Origin of the sequence: Ensifer sp. WSM1721, from assembly GCF_000513895.2 — a bacterium.
In the GTDB taxonomy this organism is placed as follows: domain Bacteria; phylum Pseudomonadota; class Alphaproteobacteria; order Rhizobiales; family Rhizobiaceae; genus Sinorhizobium.
Map to the genome: position 1 here is coordinate 2,089,500 of NZ_CP165782.1, position 15,411 is coordinate 2,104,910.

Annotated in this window: 14 protein-coding genes; 8 read left to right on the top strand and 6 right to left on the bottom strand. The window is 62.2% G+C overall.

All coding sequences use genetic code 11. From position 1 onward, the window contains the following. Positions 1 to 27: 27 nt before the first annotated feature. From M728_RS10290 to M728_RS10300, 3 genes are all read right to left on the bottom strand, one after another. Positions 28 to 564: a lytic transglycosylase domain-containing protein gene (locus M728_RS10290; RefSeq protein ID WP_026619076.1), complete on the bottom strand. Its 537-nt coding sequence runs from the start codon at positions 562 to 564 to the stop codon at positions 28 to 30. A 226-nt stretch (positions 565 to 790) separates the two neighbouring features. Next, a complete protein-coding gene (locus tag M728_RS10295) occupies positions 791 to 1,555 on the bottom strand; it encodes an N-acetylmuramoyl-L-alanine amidase (protein ID WP_026619075.1) in 765 nt (254 codons plus the stop codon). Then, positions 1,552 to 2,259: a DnaJ family molecular chaperone gene (locus tag M728_RS10300; RefSeq protein ID WP_026619074.1), complete on the bottom strand. Its 708-nt coding sequence runs from the start codon at positions 2,257 to 2,259 to the stop codon at positions 1,552 to 1,554. The genes M728_RS10295 and M728_RS10300 overlap by 4 nt, the downstream gene beginning before the upstream one ends. 342 nt (positions 2,260 to 2,601) lie before the next feature. On the opposite strand from M728_RS10300, the gene M728_RS10305 reads away from it, so the two are divergent. The 3 genes from M728_RS10305 to M728_RS10315 all read left to right on the top strand — a co-directional run bounded on the left by M728_RS10305 (position 2,602) and on the right by M728_RS10315 (position 5,712). Continuing rightward, entirely contained in the window at positions 2,602 to 3,816 is a 1,215-nt protein-coding gene (locus M728_RS10305) for a pyrophosphate--fructose-6-phosphate 1-phosphotransferase (RefSeq protein ID WP_026619073.1), read from the top strand. A gap of 123 nt (positions 3,817 to 3,939) precedes the next feature. After that, positions 3,940 to 4,575 carry a LysE family translocator gene (locus M728_RS10310; protein ID WP_026619072.1) on the top strand — a complete coding sequence of 212 codons (636 nt, stop codon included), beginning with the start codon at positions 3,940 to 3,942 and terminating at the stop codon, positions 4,573 to 4,575. Between the two features lie 117 nt (positions 4,576 to 4,692). Continuing rightward, positions 4,693 to 5,712: a lytic transglycosylase domain-containing protein gene (locus M728_RS10315; protein ID WP_026619071.1), complete on the top strand. Its 1,020-nt coding sequence runs from the start codon at positions 4,693 to 4,695 to the stop codon at positions 5,710 to 5,712. 46 nt (positions 5,713 to 5,758) lie between these two features. On the opposite strand, the gene M728_RS10320 is transcribed toward M728_RS10315, so the two are convergent. Together M728_RS10320 and M728_RS10325 are read right to left on the bottom strand one after the other, a co-directional pair. Then, positions 5,759 to 7,120, bottom strand: a complete 1,362-nt coding sequence (locus tag M728_RS10320; protein WP_026619070.1) for a serine hydrolase — start codon at positions 7,118 to 7,120, stop codon at positions 5,759 to 5,761. Between the two features lie 143 nt (positions 7,121 to 7,263). After that, complete coding sequence (locus M728_RS10325) at positions 7,264 to 8,256, bottom strand: threo-3-hydroxy-L-aspartate ammonia-lyase (RefSeq protein ID WP_026619069.1); 993 nt, start codon at positions 8,254 to 8,256, stop codon at positions 7,264 to 7,266. Between the two features lie 148 nt (positions 8,257 to 8,404). On the opposite strand from M728_RS10325, the gene M728_RS10330 reads away from it, so the two are divergent. From M728_RS10330 to M728_RS10350, 5 genes are all read left to right on the top strand, one after another. Beyond that, complete coding sequence (locus tag M728_RS10330) at positions 8,405 to 9,655, top strand: DUF3419 family protein (protein WP_026619068.1); 1,251 nt, start codon at positions 8,405 to 8,407, stop codon at positions 9,653 to 9,655. After that, positions 9,652 to 10,329, top strand: coding sequence for a class I SAM-dependent methyltransferase (locus M728_RS10335; RefSeq protein ID WP_026619067.1), 678 nt, complete (start codon positions 9,652 to 9,654; stop codon positions 10,327 to 10,329). The genes M728_RS10330 and M728_RS10335 overlap by 4 nt, the downstream gene beginning before the upstream one ends. Before the next feature lie 169 nt (positions 10,330 to 10,498). After that, positions 10,499 to 11,284, top strand: a complete 786-nt coding sequence (locus M728_RS10340; protein WP_026619066.1) for a GH25 family lysozyme — start codon at positions 10,499 to 10,501, stop codon at positions 11,282 to 11,284. Positions 11,285 to 11,524: 240 nt separating this feature from the next. After that, positions 11,525 to 12,742, top strand: a complete 1,218-nt coding sequence (locus M728_RS10345) for a lytic murein transglycosylase (RefSeq protein WP_026619065.1) — start codon at positions 11,525 to 11,527, stop codon at positions 12,740 to 12,742. Positions 12,743 to 12,898: 156 nt separating this feature from the next. Continuing rightward, entirely contained in the window at positions 12,899 to 13,843 is a 945-nt protein-coding gene (locus M728_RS10350) for a DMT family transporter (protein ID WP_026619064.1), read from the top strand. Between the two features lie 632 nt (positions 13,844 to 14,475). Here M728_RS10350 and metF read toward each other — a convergent pair. After that, positions 14,476 to 15,411, bottom strand: coding sequence for a methylenetetrahydrofolate reductase [NAD(P)H] (metF, locus tag M728_RS10355; RefSeq protein ID WP_026619063.1), 936 nt, complete (start codon positions 15,409 to 15,411; stop codon positions 14,476 to 14,478).

Consider the following 15,411-nt stretch of genomic DNA (forward strand, 5'->3'; position numbering starts at 1 on the left):
TAAATCGGGACGGGTACATGCACTAGATCACAAGTCCAGGATGCTCTTGACTTTACCGCAGTAGCGCTTCGAAACGGGATTCATCCGCTTGGCACCGTGGCCGGCATTGTATTTGAGGATGGTGCCGCAGGTGGTGCCGTCCGAAAGCTCCTGTGCCTTGGCCAGATACATCATGCCGAACTTAATGTTGGTTTCCGGATCGTAAAGGCCCTTGGCGGATCCGGAATAGCCCATCATTCGGGCAGTGGCCGGCTTGATCTGCATCAGGCCGATCTCACCGGCGCTGCCGCGAGCCTCGGAGTTGAAGTTGCTTTCAACCTGCACGATGGCATGCGCGAGATCCACGGGGACCCCGTATTGCTTGGCGTAGGACTGGATGAGGATCGTATATTGCGAGCCGCGCATTAGCGTTAGATCCGGTTTCGGATAGCCCGTCGTTCGGGTCACCGAGGGGATCGCAGAGGTCTTGATGGTTTTGTCGATGCCCCCTGCATACGACGTACCCATCCCGGCGACGGACATGCAAAGGCATGCCGCCACCGCAGCAACAGACGATATTCTCATGTAGTTTGACGTCTCCGGTCTGAGGAACCGGCCGGACGGCGCACCCCACCGTCACGACCGAATTTCCCGATCGTTTTTTATTGACAGGGGCGCAGCGCGGGCGCCGCATTCCCTGCAGTTGATGCCGGGAAAATGAAGGGGCCATCATGGTAAACATGTGGCAACGCGAAAAAATCGCGCACGAAAGCCCGACGGACGCTAATTTAGTGCAAGCGAGAATCGCTGCCTAAGCGTTGAGTTTGGGGAGTGCTAAGAGCAAGCGATGAAGCGTATCGATGGTGGAAACGTCGGCGATGCCATCCACCCGCGATTGCCGGAAATGTCGCTGGAAAGCTGCCACTACGCCTTCGGTTTTCTGGCAGAAATCTCCCGTGATTTCAACGCCATAACCGTAAAGGGAAAGCATGGATTGAAGCGCTTCGACGGGCCGGCCCCGGTCACCGCGCTGGAAGAAGCGCCCGCCTGCGACCGGCGCCGGCTCCACCCAGTGCCCGACCCCGCGACGAAAAAGCACATCCCAAGGAAATTTTTCTCCCGGATCGACCTTGCGAATCGGCGCGACATCGCTGTGCGCGAGCACCCGTTCCGGGGCGATTTGCCAGCGTTGGCCACAGTCCCGACACAATTCGGCGACCGCTTCGATCTGCGCTTCGGGGAAGTCCGGCAGCCCATTCGGATGGCCGGCATTGGCAATCTCGATGCCGATGGAACAGGAATTGATGTCCGTCTCGCCCTTCCAGAAGCTCTTTCCCGCATGCCAGGCGCGCCGCTCCTCCGGCACGAGTTGATCGACGCGCCCGTCCTCGTGAACAAAATAGTGGCTGGAGACCTGGCTCTCCTCGCGGCAAAGCCAGTCGAGCGCCGAGGCTCCCGTCTCCATGCCGGTATAGTGAAGGATGATCATGTCCGGCGTCCGCCCGCCAACGCGCTCGCCGTGGTTGGGTGACGGCACGAAGCGGGCGCCGGGAAAATCGCAGGCCTTCGATGTCATGCGGCGCGGCGTTCTCTTTCGATCGCCTCGTAGGCCGCGTTCAGCGCCGCCATGCGATCGTTGGCGATCGCATGGAATTCCTTGGGCACGCCGCGCGCAACCAGCATGTCCGGGTGGTTCTCGGAAACGAGAACGCGATAGCGCTTGCGGATCTCGGAGAAGTCGTCCTTCGGAGATACACCGAGGACCAGATAGGGATCGCGGTCGTCCAAATGCACGTGACGCGCCATGATGCGCTTGAAATGCGCCTCGTCCATTTTGAAGATTTCGGCCACGCGCATGAGGAAGGCGAGTTCCTTCTCATGCACCGCCCCGTCGGACTTCGCGATATGGAACAGACCGTCGATGATGTCTTCGAGAATCGGGCAGTTCCTCTCGCAGGAAGAGCAGAGCGACGCCATCTTCTCCGCATAGGCCTCATATCCCGCCACGTCCTGGCGCGCGAGATTGTAAAGCCGGGCGACGTTCCTCGCTTGGTCCGCGGGAAATTTGAAGATATCGCGGAAAGCGCTCACCTCGGCCTCGTTCACGATGCCGTCGGCCTTCGCCATTTTCGCCGAAAGCGCGATCATGGCGACCGAAAACGCCACCTTGCGCCGGGTCTCCGGATCCCCTTCGAAGAGTGTGCGAACCGCCTCGACAACCCCTGCAAGCGCATTGCCGGTGGTCGTGACGATCTTGAGAAGGTTGTCCCAGAATGACATGAGTGCGATTGTTCCCTGTCCACCACACGAGCATGACCCGATGTGGTGGCAAATTGCAAGCGGCTGACCGCGCGAACCGTCATGGCTGACGAATTTGTGATGGCCCCTCAATAAATCATATCGCCCCAAATCTCAATCGAATTCCGTGGTGCACCATGCGACACTTTCAACGCAAGGCTCTCGCGCCTACACGCGTTCCGACTTTCTGCGATCCACAGGCCTGTCATTTAATTTCCATCGGATTTGCGTTAGACCACGGTGATCTTTGACGTGAGACAAGGATTTTAGAATGCGGTCGATCCCATGAACGATCGCTTGGTGCCGAAATCCCGAGGAGGAATCATGGCCAAGAAAAAAGTCGCAATGCTGACGGCGGGCGGGCTTGCGCCCTGCCTTTCATCTGCTGTCGGCGGACTGATCGAACGCTATACGGACATCGCGCCCGATTACGAGCTCGTGGCCTACCGCTCCGGCTATCAGGGCCTGCTTCTCGCCGACCGCATCGAAATCACCCCGGCGATGCGTGAGAAGGCGCATCTGCTCCATCGCCATGGCGGGTCGCCGATCGGCAACAGCCGCGTAAAGCTCACAAACACCGCCGACTGCGTAAAGCGCGGGCTCGTGAAGGACGGCGAAAACCCGCTTCGTGTTGCGGCCGAAAGGCTCGCTGCCGACGGGATCGGCATCCTGCACACGATCGGCGGCGACGACACCAATACGACCGCGGCCGATCTTGCCGCCTATCTCGGCGCCAATGGCTATGACCTCACCGTCGTCGGCCTGCCGAAGACCGTCGACAACGACGTGGTGCCGATTCGTCAGACGCTCGGCGCCTGGACGGCTGCCGACTACGGCGCCCGTTTCTTCGACCATGTGAGCAACGAGCAGAGTGCCGCACCGCGCACCCTCGTGGTCCACGAGGTCATGGGCCGTCACTGCGGCTGGCTGACGGCGGCGACGGCGCGCGCCTATATGCAGATCGCCCGCGGCAAGGAATATGTCGATGGCTTCATGATGAACGAGCAACTGAAGAACATCGACGGCCTCTATCTGCCGGAGATGAAGTTCGATCTCGAAGCGGAAGCCGAGCGGCTGCGCGGTGTCATGGACCGCGCAGGCTTCGTCACGCTCTTCGTCAGCGAAGGCGCCTGCCTCGACGCCATCGTGGCGGAGCGCGAAGCCGCCGGCGAGACGGTCAAGCGCGACGCTTTCGGCCACGTGAAGATCGACACCATCAATGTCGGCAATTGGTTCTCCAAGCAGTTCGCGTCGCTGCTCGGCGCCGAGCGCTCCATGGTGCAGAAGTCCGGCTACTATGCCCGCTCCGCACCGGCCAACGGCGACGATCTGCGCCTGATCCAGAGCATGGTCGACCTCGCCGTCGAAAGCGCGCTCAACAAGGTTTCGGGCGTGACGGGCCACGACGAAGACCAGGGCGGCAAGCTGCGCACGATCGAGTTCCCCCGCATTAAGGGCGGCAAGCACTTCGACACCTCGGCCAAGTGGTTCGGCGATGTCATGGATGTGGTCGGCCAGAAATGGCAGACCGCAGACTAAGTTCAGCTACGGGAAGGACGTTCTCCCCCACCTTGGCACGATAGCAGCTCGATAGCAGTTGACGGCTCCGCGTTGGCATGGCTCCCTCTGACTTTCTCAGGCCATTCAACCCGGAGCCTTCTCATGTCCCTCGAACACTGGCTCGCCTTCGCCGCCGCGTCGGCCGTCCTGCTTGCGATTCCCGGGCCGACGATCCTTCTCGTCATTTCCTATGCGCTCGGCCATGGCCGCAAAGTCGCGGGCGCGACCGTCGCAGGCGTTGCGCTTGGCGATTTCACCGCCATGACCGCCTCGATGCTCGGGCTTGGCGCCCTGCTCGCGACGTCGGCCGCCATCTTCACCGCATTGAAGTGGATCGGCGCCGCCTATCTCGTCTGGCTCGGCATCAAGCTCTGGAAGGCACCCGTCGGCGACGCGTCCGGGATTGCCGGTGAAGCAAGCCCTGCCGAGCGGCCGTTGCGAATTTTTCTGCACGCCTACGCAGTAACCGCGCTCAATCCGAAAAGCATCCTCTTCTTCGTCGCCTTCCTGCCGCAGTTCCTGGATCTGTCGCGCCCGCTCTTCGCGCAAATGGTGATCTTCGAGGTAACATTCCTGACGCTCGCGACGGTCAACGCGACCCTCTACGCCTGCCTCGCTTCTGCCGCCGGGGGCGCGATCCGCAAGCCAAGCGTGCGGCGCATCGTCAATCGCACCGGCGGGTCGCTGCTCATCGGGGCGGGCCTGCTGACGGCGGGGCTGAAGCGCGCCACCTCGTGAAATTCGCCCGTGTGCTTGCCGCAACCGGCGGCATAGGTTAATGGAGATTCAAGCGCAGCGGGTGGCATCCGCTGGTTTGTGAGGGGCTACGGGGCCCAGAAGCACGAAAGTGACAGCATGGCGAAAATCCGTATCCCCCTGTCGAAACAGGCACTTACCGCCGCGGCCTTGGCCTCGGTAGCACTTGCCTCGGGATGTTCCACGGTCGAGCATACGTCGCTTGAAGAATTGACCGCCGTGCAGACGGTCACCCCCCTGCCAAAGCCCGGAACGGAGATGACGGCCTATGCGCTGCCCGCACCGATCGGCGCAACCGCGAGCACTTCGGCTGCGCTGACGGCTCGGACTTCATCGGCCGCGAGCCAGCCGACGAGCGTCGCCACAACCACTCCGGTTATAGCCGCTGCAGTACCGGCGACAGACGCTGAGGTCATGCCGGCGACAGACGCGACCCTCGCATTCGCCGCGCCCCAGACTGTCGCAGTGCCCACGGCCAAGCCGGCCCAGGCACTCGAAGTGGCGATGGCAACGCCCGGGCGCGTAAATCTCTCCCCGACGACCGCTTCGCCGGCCGCCGAGCAGCCTGTCGCCCCCGTCCTCGGGGTGGCCGCCTCATGGGAATCGGATTTCGACACCGGCGAACCGGTCGGCCTCGAAACGCTCGTCGCCAAGCGCATGATCGTGCCGACGGAGCGTCCGAAGACTGGCGTCATCGGCTCGGCGGTGGGTGCGGTCGCAAGCGTCATTCCCGATTCGCTGAAGCTCACGAAAGCGCCAACCAGTTCGCGGCCGGAGCTCGATCACCTGATCAAGCACTACGCCGATCTCAATGGCCTGCCCCTCGAATTGGTGCACCGGGTCGTCAAACGCGAAAGCAACTACAATCCGCGCGCCTACAGCAAGGGCAATTATGGGTTGATGCAGATTCGCTACAATACCGCCAAGGGCCTCGGCTATGACGGACCGCCCGAAGGCCTCTTCGATGCGGAGACCAACCTCAAATACGCGACCAGATATCTGCGCGGCGCCTGGATGGTGGCCGACAACCAGCACGACGGCGCGGTAAGGCTCTACGCCAGCGGCTATTACTACCACGCCAAGCGCAAGGGCATGCTCGACGAGCTCGACATGCGGTAAGCCGCAGCGGATCATTTCAGGCGGCTGACTTACATTCTGTACATGCTCAATCGAGCGCTTCGATAATCCTGGCGTTCAGCTTCTGCACGTCATACCGCAGGCGCGACGGCGTCAGCCCCAACCGGACGACGGCGAGACGAAGCGACGGCACGAGTATGATCGCCTGCCCGTCATGCCCGAGCATCCAGAACGTGTCCGGCGGAAAATTGCCCGTGCCGGCGCGGATACCGTTTTCCTGGAGCCAGACCTGACCGGAACCGTAGTCGCCGCCCGAGGCCGCGGTCGGCGTGCGCATGAAGGACACGTATCCCGCAGGCAGGAGCCTTCTCCCCTTCCAGCTTCCGTCCTGCAGCAGAAATTCGGCAAAGCGTGCCCAGTCCTGCGCCGTCGCATACATGTAGGAGGATCCGACGAAGGTGCCGCTCGCGTCCGTCTCCATCACGGCGCTCGTCATCCCGAGCGGCGCGAAGAGCGCCTCGCGCGGATAGGCAAGCGCTTCGGCCGTATCGTCGAACGTCCGCATCCACAGCCGGGCGAGAAGATTGGTCGTGCCGCTCGAATAGCTGAACGTCGTGCCCGGGGCCGCTTCCAGCGGCTTCGAAGCGACGAAGCCGGCCATATCACTTTCGAGATAGAGCATGCGCGTCACATCTGTGACGTCGCCATAGTCCTCGTTGAAGGCAAGCCCGCTCTGCATCGCCAGAAGATCCGCGAGTTTGATCCGCGCGCGCTCGTCGCGCTTCCATTCCGGCACCAGATCGGCCTGAGCTAGATCCATGCGTCCCTCGGCGATACGGCGGCCGATGATCGCCGCCGTCACGGATTTCGTCATCGACCAGCCGAGCAAGGGCGTGTCGCGGTCGAAACCGGCCGCATAGGTCTCCGAGACGAGCCTACCATTTCTGATGACGACGACCGCCCGCATGCCGGGACCCGCCCATACCGGATCTTCGACGATGCTTTGAATCGCGGGATCGATGTCGGCCTTGCTTCCGTCCGGCCAGCTCACCGCCGGATCATCAGCTATGCCAGCCGCGCCGGCGTCAACCTGCCCGGCCGCCGCCAGCGCCTGCGCGCTGCTGCCGCCGACATTGGCACAGCCGAGGCCGGGGCGGTAGACCGCATGGCCGGGCGCAGCGAAGCCCAGGATGCGTGCAGTCACGCTCTGCTCTTCGCGATCGACGGAAACGCTGACGAGCTTCAAAAGCGGATGGCCGGGTGCCTGCACATCCTCCGCAAGCACCTCCTGCGGATCGCGCCCTGCGAGAAACACATTGGAGCAGACGATCTTGGCGGCGTATCCGTCACCCACCTGGAGGAGTTCCGGCGGGTAGAACGCCAGCCAGCCGATAAGCACTGCCGACGCAACGGCGATGATCCCGCCAAGCTTCTTCAACAAACCCTTCATGCACGCCCTCCGACCTCACTGGAGAGAAACAGGTTTTCGTTGAGAGGAAAAGCCCCCATACCGCCGCCCCGCATCGACAGAAGAAGCATGGGATCGACCGGCAGATGCCGGATACCGCGGTGGCGACTAGGCCCGGAGGGCCGTCACCCTCGGCGCCCGCTCAGAAGTGTGTTGAAGGTTGCAAGATCGATATTGCCCCCGCTTATCAGAATGCCGACCCTCTTGCCGGCGCAGTCGATCAACCCCTGCAGAACCGCCGCCGCTGCCAGGCAGCCGGTCGGCTCCACGATGATTTTCATGCGTTCCGCAAAGAACCGCATCGTTTCCACAAGCTGAGCATCGGTCACGGTCACGACGTCATCGACGTCCCGTTTGATAATAGGAAAATTATGATAGCCGACATGCGTGGTGATCGCGCCGTCGGCAATGGACTTCGGCACGGGGATGTGGACGATTTCCCCCTTGCGCAACGACTGCTGGCCGTCATTGCCCACCTCCGGCTCGATGCCGATCACGGCGCAGCCGGGCGACAGCGCACGGGCGCTGAGCGCGCTGCCGGCAAGCAAGCCGCCGCCGCCGAGCGGTACGGCGAGCACGTCCACCGCACCAATCTCTTCGAACAGCTCCAGGGCCGCCGTGCCCTGCCCCGCAATGATGTCCGGATGGTCGTAGGGCGGAATGAGAGCTGACCCTCGCTCGGCGGCAAGACGTCGGCTGATTGCGTCGCGATCCTCTGTATAGCGATCATAATAGACGACCTCGGCGCCATAACCCTGCGTCGCCGCTACCTTGATCGCCGGGGCGTCGCGCGGCATCACGATCGTCGCGGAAACACCATGCAATCTGGCGGCGTAAGCGAGTGCTTGGGCATGATTGCCCGAGGAAAAGGCGATGACGCCATTCTTGCGGGAGGCCGCATCCAAGGCCGCAATGGCGTTATAGGCGCCGCGGAATTTGAAAGCGCCCGCCCGCTGCATGTTCTCCGCTTTGAAGAAGAGGGCGGCTTTGGCGATCTCGTTTGCGGTGCGCGATGTCAAGACCGGCGTTCGGTGCGCTATGCCCGAAATGCGTATGCGCGCCGCCCGAACGTCTTCGAAGGTCGGGTAGGCGGTAGAATCCGATGAAAGCTTGGTCACAATAGTACTCCCGTCACTTCGCCGAAGAGCCATCAGTCCAGCACTCTAGCACGGGCGTGGCCGGTCCGCGCCTGTGCGAAATCCCGTCATCAAAGTGTAGCGGAGTCACTTTAGAAGCGCCTAAGTTTCAACTGGATGACAGGCAAAGATGACCGAACTCGCCCCCGATGCCGGCCTCCGCAGGAAGAATCCGAAGCTCAAAAGCGCCCTCCTGCAGCACAAGGCTCTTTCCCTTGCTGGCTTGTCCGAGCGCCTCTTCGGACTGCTCTTCTCCGGGCTCGTCTATCCGCAGATCTGGGAAGATCCGATCGTGGACATGGCGGCGATGCAGGTCCGGCCCGGACACCGCATCGTGACGATCGGTTCCGGCGGCTGCAACATGCTCACCTATCTTTCTGCCGCACCCGCCCGCATCGACGTAGTCGACCTCAATCCCCATCACATCGCACTGAACCGGCTTAAGCTCGCGGCCTTCCGCCACCTCCCGAGCCACAAGGACGTCGTGCGCTTTCTTGCCGTCGACGGCACGCGTTCGAACAGCCAGGCCTACGACCTCTTCATCGCACCGAAGCTCGATGCGGCCACGCGCGCCTACTGGAGCGGGCGCGACCTGACCGGCCGCCGTCGCATCAGCGTCTTCGAGCGCAATATCTATCGCACCGGCCTCCTCGGCCGCTTCATCGCCGCAAGCCATGTCCTCGCGCGACTCCACGGCATCAACCCGGAAGACTTCGTTCAGGCGCGCTCCATGCGCGAGCAGCGGCAGTTCTTCGACGACAAGCTCGCTCCGCTCTTCGATCGTCCGGTCATCCGCTGGATCACCGGCCGCAAGAGCTCGCTCTTCGGCCTCGGCATTCCGCCGCAGCAGTTCAACGAACTCGCGAGCCTCAGCAGCGAGAAGTCGCTTGCGGCGGTTTTGCGCCAGCGTCTCGAGAAGCTGACCTGCCATTTCCCGCTGCGCGAGAACTACTTCGCCTGGCAGGCGTTCGCGCGGCGTTATCCGCTGCCGCATGAGGGCGAGCTGCCGGCCTACCTGCAGAATTCGCGCTACGAGGCGATCCGCAACCATGCCGAGCGCGTCGCGGTCCACCATGCAAGCTTCACCGAGCTTCTGGCCGGCAAGCCCGCCTCCTCGGTCGACCGCTACGTGCTTCTCGACGCGCAGGATTGGATGACCGACCGGCAATTGAACGATCTCTGGACGGAGATCACTCGCACCGCCGACGACGGCGCGGTGGTGATCTTCCGCACGGCGGCGGAAGCGAGCATCCTGCCCGGGCGTCTTTCCGGCGCGCTGCTCGACCAGTGGCTTTACGACGCGGAAGCGTCCGCCAAACTCGGCGCCGAAGACCGCTCGGCGATCTACGGCGGCTTTCACATCTACCGGAAGAAAGCATGAGTGCCGTGCAGAGCGCGCAGGAGAGCCACGCCCGCCTCATGGACCGGATGTACCGCTACCAGCGGTACATCTACGATTTCACGCGGAAATATTATCTCTTCGGGCGCGACACGCTGATCCGCGATCTCAATCCCCCGCCGGGTGCGTCCGTGCTCGAAGTCGGCTGCGGCACCGGCCGCAACCTCGCCATGATCGGCGACCTCTATCCGAGCGCGCGCCTGTTCGGCCTCGACATCTCGGCGGAAATGCTTGCGACCGCCAGTGCTAAGCTCCGGCGCCAGGGCCGGTCGAACGCCGTCTTGCGGGTCGCCGACGCAACGAATTTCACGCCTGCCTCCTTCGGTGAGAAAGGCTTCGACCGCATCGTCATCTCCTACGCACTCTCGATGATTCCTGAATGGGAAAAGGCGATCGACGCGGCAATCGATGCGCTCAATCCGGGCGGCTCACTGCATATAGCCGATTTCGGCCAGCAGGAAGGCTGGCCGGGCGGCTTCCGCCGCACCCTTCAGGCATGGCTCAGACGCTTCCACGTCACACCCCGCGAAACACTGTTCGACGTCATGCGTGTGAAGGCCGCCAGCAGAGGAGCGGCGCTCGAACTCAGATCGATCGGCAGAGGCTATGCCTGGCTTGCGGTCTATCGCCGCCCAAAAGAAGACGGCAACTCGTAGACGGATGAAGGCCACGCGCTGTAGGTGCCGGCGCTGCAATTCACACTTGAGCTAACGCTATTTTTACGATGATATGGTGAAAAGGAGGCCACGCCTCCCTGGGGGAATCATCAATCATGGAAACCATCGCGTGAGGCAGGATCGTCGTTCGTCTCCAAACGGAACCCTCATGCGCCGGTTTCTCCTGGCTTTGCTGCCAATCGCCACCATTCTTTCCGCCTGCACGTCCACCGACTACGATCTTGTGAGGACGGCCTCGATACAGCCGCGCTTCCACGACACCGATCCGCAGGATTTCGGCGAGCGCGCGCCGCATCACCACAGCGTCCACGGCATTGATGTCTCCAAATGGAACGGAGATATAGACTGGATGAAGGTCAAAAACTCCGGCGTGTCCTTCGCCTTCATCAAGGCGACCGAAGGCAAGGACCGGGTCGATACGCGCTTCCATGAATATTGGCAGCAGGCGCGCGCCGCCGGCATCGCCTATGCGCCATATCATTTCTATTATTTCTGCTCGTCCGCAGACGCCCAGGCCGACTGGTTCATCGCCAACGTGCCGAGAAGCGCCGTTCATCTCCCGCCCGTTCTCGACGTCGAGTGGAACGGCGAATCGAAGACCTGTGGCTACCGGCCTTCGCCCGAGACGGTGCGGTCAGAAATGAAGCGCTTCATGGACCGCCTGGAGGCCCATTACGGCAAACGGCCGATCATCTACACGTCGGTCGACTTCCATCGCGACAATCTGGTCGGCGCCTTCAACGACTATCATTTCTGGGTGCGGTCCGTTGCCAAGCATCCGAAGGATATCTACGTCGATCGCCGTTGGGCCTTCTGGCAATACACCAGCACCGGCGTGATCCCCGGCATACGCGGCAGCACCGACATCAATGCCTTCGCAGGCTCGGCGAAAAATTGGCAGAAGTGGGTCGCCGCTGTTTCCCAGCCGAAATAGCGTGGATCACGGGCAAAGGATCACTCGCGGCGGCCTGCATTTCTTCATTCCGTCATAATGCTCTGGAAAAGCATCGGCAGATTTGATCCCGCAGCGCGATGGTCCAGGCGACCGACCACGGCCGCTACAGCACTTGAATGGCCGCATGTTCCCACGTCGGCTCCGATCAAGGGAACATGCGTAGACGGATTGCAGGCCGGCGGCCACTACCAGGCGGCCCGGCCCAGGAAAGGAATTACGATGACTGTCACAGCCCGCAAGGCACTCCTCACGCTTGGGTTGCTCGCCCTCACCGGCACATCGGCACTGGCGCAAGCCCCAGCCGCCTCGCAGAGCCCTGCCGTCGCTTGCGGCGGCGACCTCCCGACCTTTCTCGAGGGCGTCAAGTCGGAAGCGGTTGCGAAGGGGATCCCGGCCGACGTTGCCGACCAGGCGCTTGCGGGGGCACAGATCGACCAGAAGGTTCTGAGCCGCGACCGCGCCCAGGGCGTCTTCAAGCAGACCTTCAGCGAGTTTTCGAAGCGGACCGTCAGCAAGTCGCGCCTCGACATCGGTGCGCAGAAGATGAAGGAATATGCCGATGTCTTCGGCCGGGCCGAGCGGGAATTCGGCGTGCCGGCGCCGGTGATCACCGCCTTCTGGGCAATGGAAACGGATTTCGGCGCCGTCCAGGGCGACTTCAATACTCGTAACGCGCTAGTGACGCTGGCCCATGATTGCCGCCGGCCGGAAATGTTCCGGCCGCAGCTTCTCTCTGCCATCGAGATGGTGCAGCACGGTGATCTCGATCCGGCGACGACGACCGGCGCCTGGGCTGGCGAGATCGGCCAGGTGCAGATGCTGCCGGAGGATATCGTCGCCTACGGCGTCGACGGTGACGGGGACGGCCACGTCAACCTCAAGAAGAGCGCGCCGGACGCCATCCTCACGGCGGCGAAATTCATCCAGAGCCTCGGCTTCAAGGCCGGCGAGCCCTGGATCCAGGAAGTCAGCGTTCCGGACCAGCTACCCTGGGAGAAGACGGGTTTGCAGCCCGGTATGACGGCGGGCGACTGGTTTACGCTCGGCGTCACCCCGCGCGACGGGGATACCTCCCACAGCGCTCTCGAGGCCTCGCTCGTACTGCCACAGGGCCGGAAGGGGGTCGCCTTCCTGACCTATCCGAACTTCAAGATCTATCTCGAATGGAACCAGTCCTTCATCTACACGACGTCCGCCGCCTATTTCGCGACCCGTCTTGCCGGCGCCCCGCCCTACCAGCAAGGCAACCCGGAGCCGGGTCTTGGCGACGCCGAGATGAAGGCGCTGCAGACCAGATTGCAGGCGCTCGGCCATAACGTTGGCAAGATTGACGGCATTCTCGGCTCCGGTACGCGCGCAGCGCTCCAGAAGGAGCAATTGAAGCTCGGCCTGCCGGCCGACGGCTGGGCGACGCCGGGGCTGCTGAACGCGCTGTGAAAAGGGCGACACCAGCCCTATTCCGAGTCGCGCCGGTCGCACTGACAAGAAGCGGGTGGTCACGCCCGCTTCCTTGTATTAGTGCTTGCACAATTCCAGATTGCCGGATCGGATACACGCCGGCTTCGGTCCCTTCCACTGCGGCGCAGGCACGGCATGGCTTCGACGACAAATTCGATCAACACCCAGATGACGCTGCGCCTTTGGGCACTGCTGACGCTGCTCGGCCTTATCTGGGGCGGCTCCTTCTTCTTCGCGCGCGTGGCAGTCGGCCACGTCCCGCCCTTCACGCTCGTGCTCTTACGCTTGAGCCTCGCCGCCCTCGCCCTCCATCTCTATCTCCGCGGCCGCCACGGCATCTATCCGGCACTTCGCAAACGCTGGCGTGAGTTCCTGTTGATGGGGCTCATCAACAACGCCATACCGCACGCCTTCATCTTTCTCGGCCAGACACACATCGGAGCCGGGCTCGCCGCAATCTTGAACGCGACGACGCCCGTCTGGACGGTGCTCATCGCCAATGTCGCGACGGAGGACGAGAAGCTCAGCGCCGCAAAACTCAGTGGCTGTCTGCTGGGTCTTGCCGGTACGGTCGTGCTCATCGGACCGAGCGCGCTCGCCGGCATATTCGGCAGCAGCGGCGCCGTGCCGCTCTGGGCGCTCATCCTGCCGGTACTGGCGGCCGTGAGCTATGGCTTCTCCGCCACCTACGGCAAACGCTTTCGGGACCTGGCGCCGCCGGTCACGGCCACGGGGCAATTGACCGCATCGACGCTGGTCATGTTGCCGGTCGCCGCTCTTGCGGATGCCCCATGGACCCTGCCCCCGCCACCTCTCACCGCCGTGCTCGCGATCCTTGGGCTTGCGCTCGTGTCCACCGCCTATGCCTACATCCTCTTCTTCCGGATCATGGCTGAAGCGGGCGCCACCAATACGTCTCTGGTGACCCTGCTCGTACCGCCGAGCGCCATCCTCCTCGGCTATCTCTTCCTTGGAGAAACGCTGCAGGCAATGGACGTCGCCGGGATGTTGCTCATTGCTGCGGGCCTCGCCGTCCTGGACGGCCGTATCCTGAAGCGCGGATATGCTGCAGGCCGATAGAACCTGCATCCTGCACCGATTCATCCGCTTCCGCGCGTTCACGCAGCGTTACAAGCGTTTACATTAACCTGCCGGAAGCAAATGTGAAAAAAATGTGGCGCGCGGAAAAATGGAATAGCTCCAAGCACTTGAGCCTGTGAACAAGAGTTGCCGGTGATCCGGATTTCGCATTGCAGCACAAGTTTCGCTTTTATGGGCCGTTTTTTCGCCCTATGTTTTACCGGTCAACGCAGGGAGGATCAGCCTATGGGACTTACACACTCGTTGAACGTCCTCATGATCAGTGCAGCGTTTGCGTTCGTGGCCGTGATGCTTTTCGTGTGATCGGGCCACTGAAAGTCCAGACCGAATTAGGGACTATAATTTCCGGAAAATCCACTTTTGCAGCAAGACATGTCAGGCAGGCCGCTCCGAGAGCACCCAGATCGACATGCTGCAACAACGATAAAGCCCATGAACGCGGAGCCGTTCGTGGGCTTTCACATGTCTCAGCCAGCGCGGGATGAGGAAAAGTGTGCGCGGTTTTCCGCCCGCGTCCCGCGGCTCGACTTCTTAGAATCGATCACGTTTATGATTTTAGGTCGATCCGACCTAAAATCATCGTGATCTAAGGCGCCGGCTCCGAATCGGTATCATCCGGTCGCAGCGGCCCTGCGGGGGCGCTCCACGGCAGGCGCCGCCGCCGGCCGGCGTTCATAGCCCAGAAGATCGCAGACAGCCGCGACGAGCGGCGATCGGTTCATCGTATAGAGGTGGAAGTCTGTATTGCCACGCCTGACGAGATCGACGATCTGCTCAGCGGCAATATGCGTCGCCTCCTTGAAGCGCTCCACCGGCTGATCGTCAAGATGGCCGAGCCGCGAAACGACCGCATCTGGGACCTTCGACCCGCAAAGACCTGCGAACCTCTGTACCTGCGCGAGATTGTTGATCGGCAATATCCCCGGCACGATCGGTATCTCGATGCCGGCACCCCGCACGCGCTCCAGATATCGCTCGAAATCGTCATTGTCGAAGAAGAACTGAGTGATTGCCCGTGTCGCGCCATTGTCGACCTTCTGCTTCAGCATGTCGATGTCGGCGGCGACATCCGGACTCTCGGGATGTTTTTCCGGATAGGCAGAGACGGAAATCTCGAATTCTCCGCGCGCACGGAGCGCCTTGACGAGAGCGGCGGCGTTTTCATAACCACCCGGAAAGGGCTCATAGGCGCTGCCGATGCCACCCTGCGGATCGCCCCTCAAGGCGACGAAATGGCGGACGCCTGAGGCGAGGAACTCTTCGATCACCGCATCCACTTCCGCCTTCGGCGCGCCGACGCAGGTAAGATGGGCAGCCGTATTCGTAAGCCCGATCTCCTCGATCATCCGTCTGACGGTCGTCAGGGACCGCGCCTTGGTCGAACCTCCGGCGCCGTAGGTCACCGTCACGAATGCGGGTGCGAAGACGGAAAGATCCGACACCGTCTGGAAGAGCTGTGTTTCCATCTCCTCGTTTTTCGGGGGAAAATATTCAAAGGACAGCCTGAGACTGGCGCACTCCGCGGGATGAAGCGTCCGTTCGTTCAT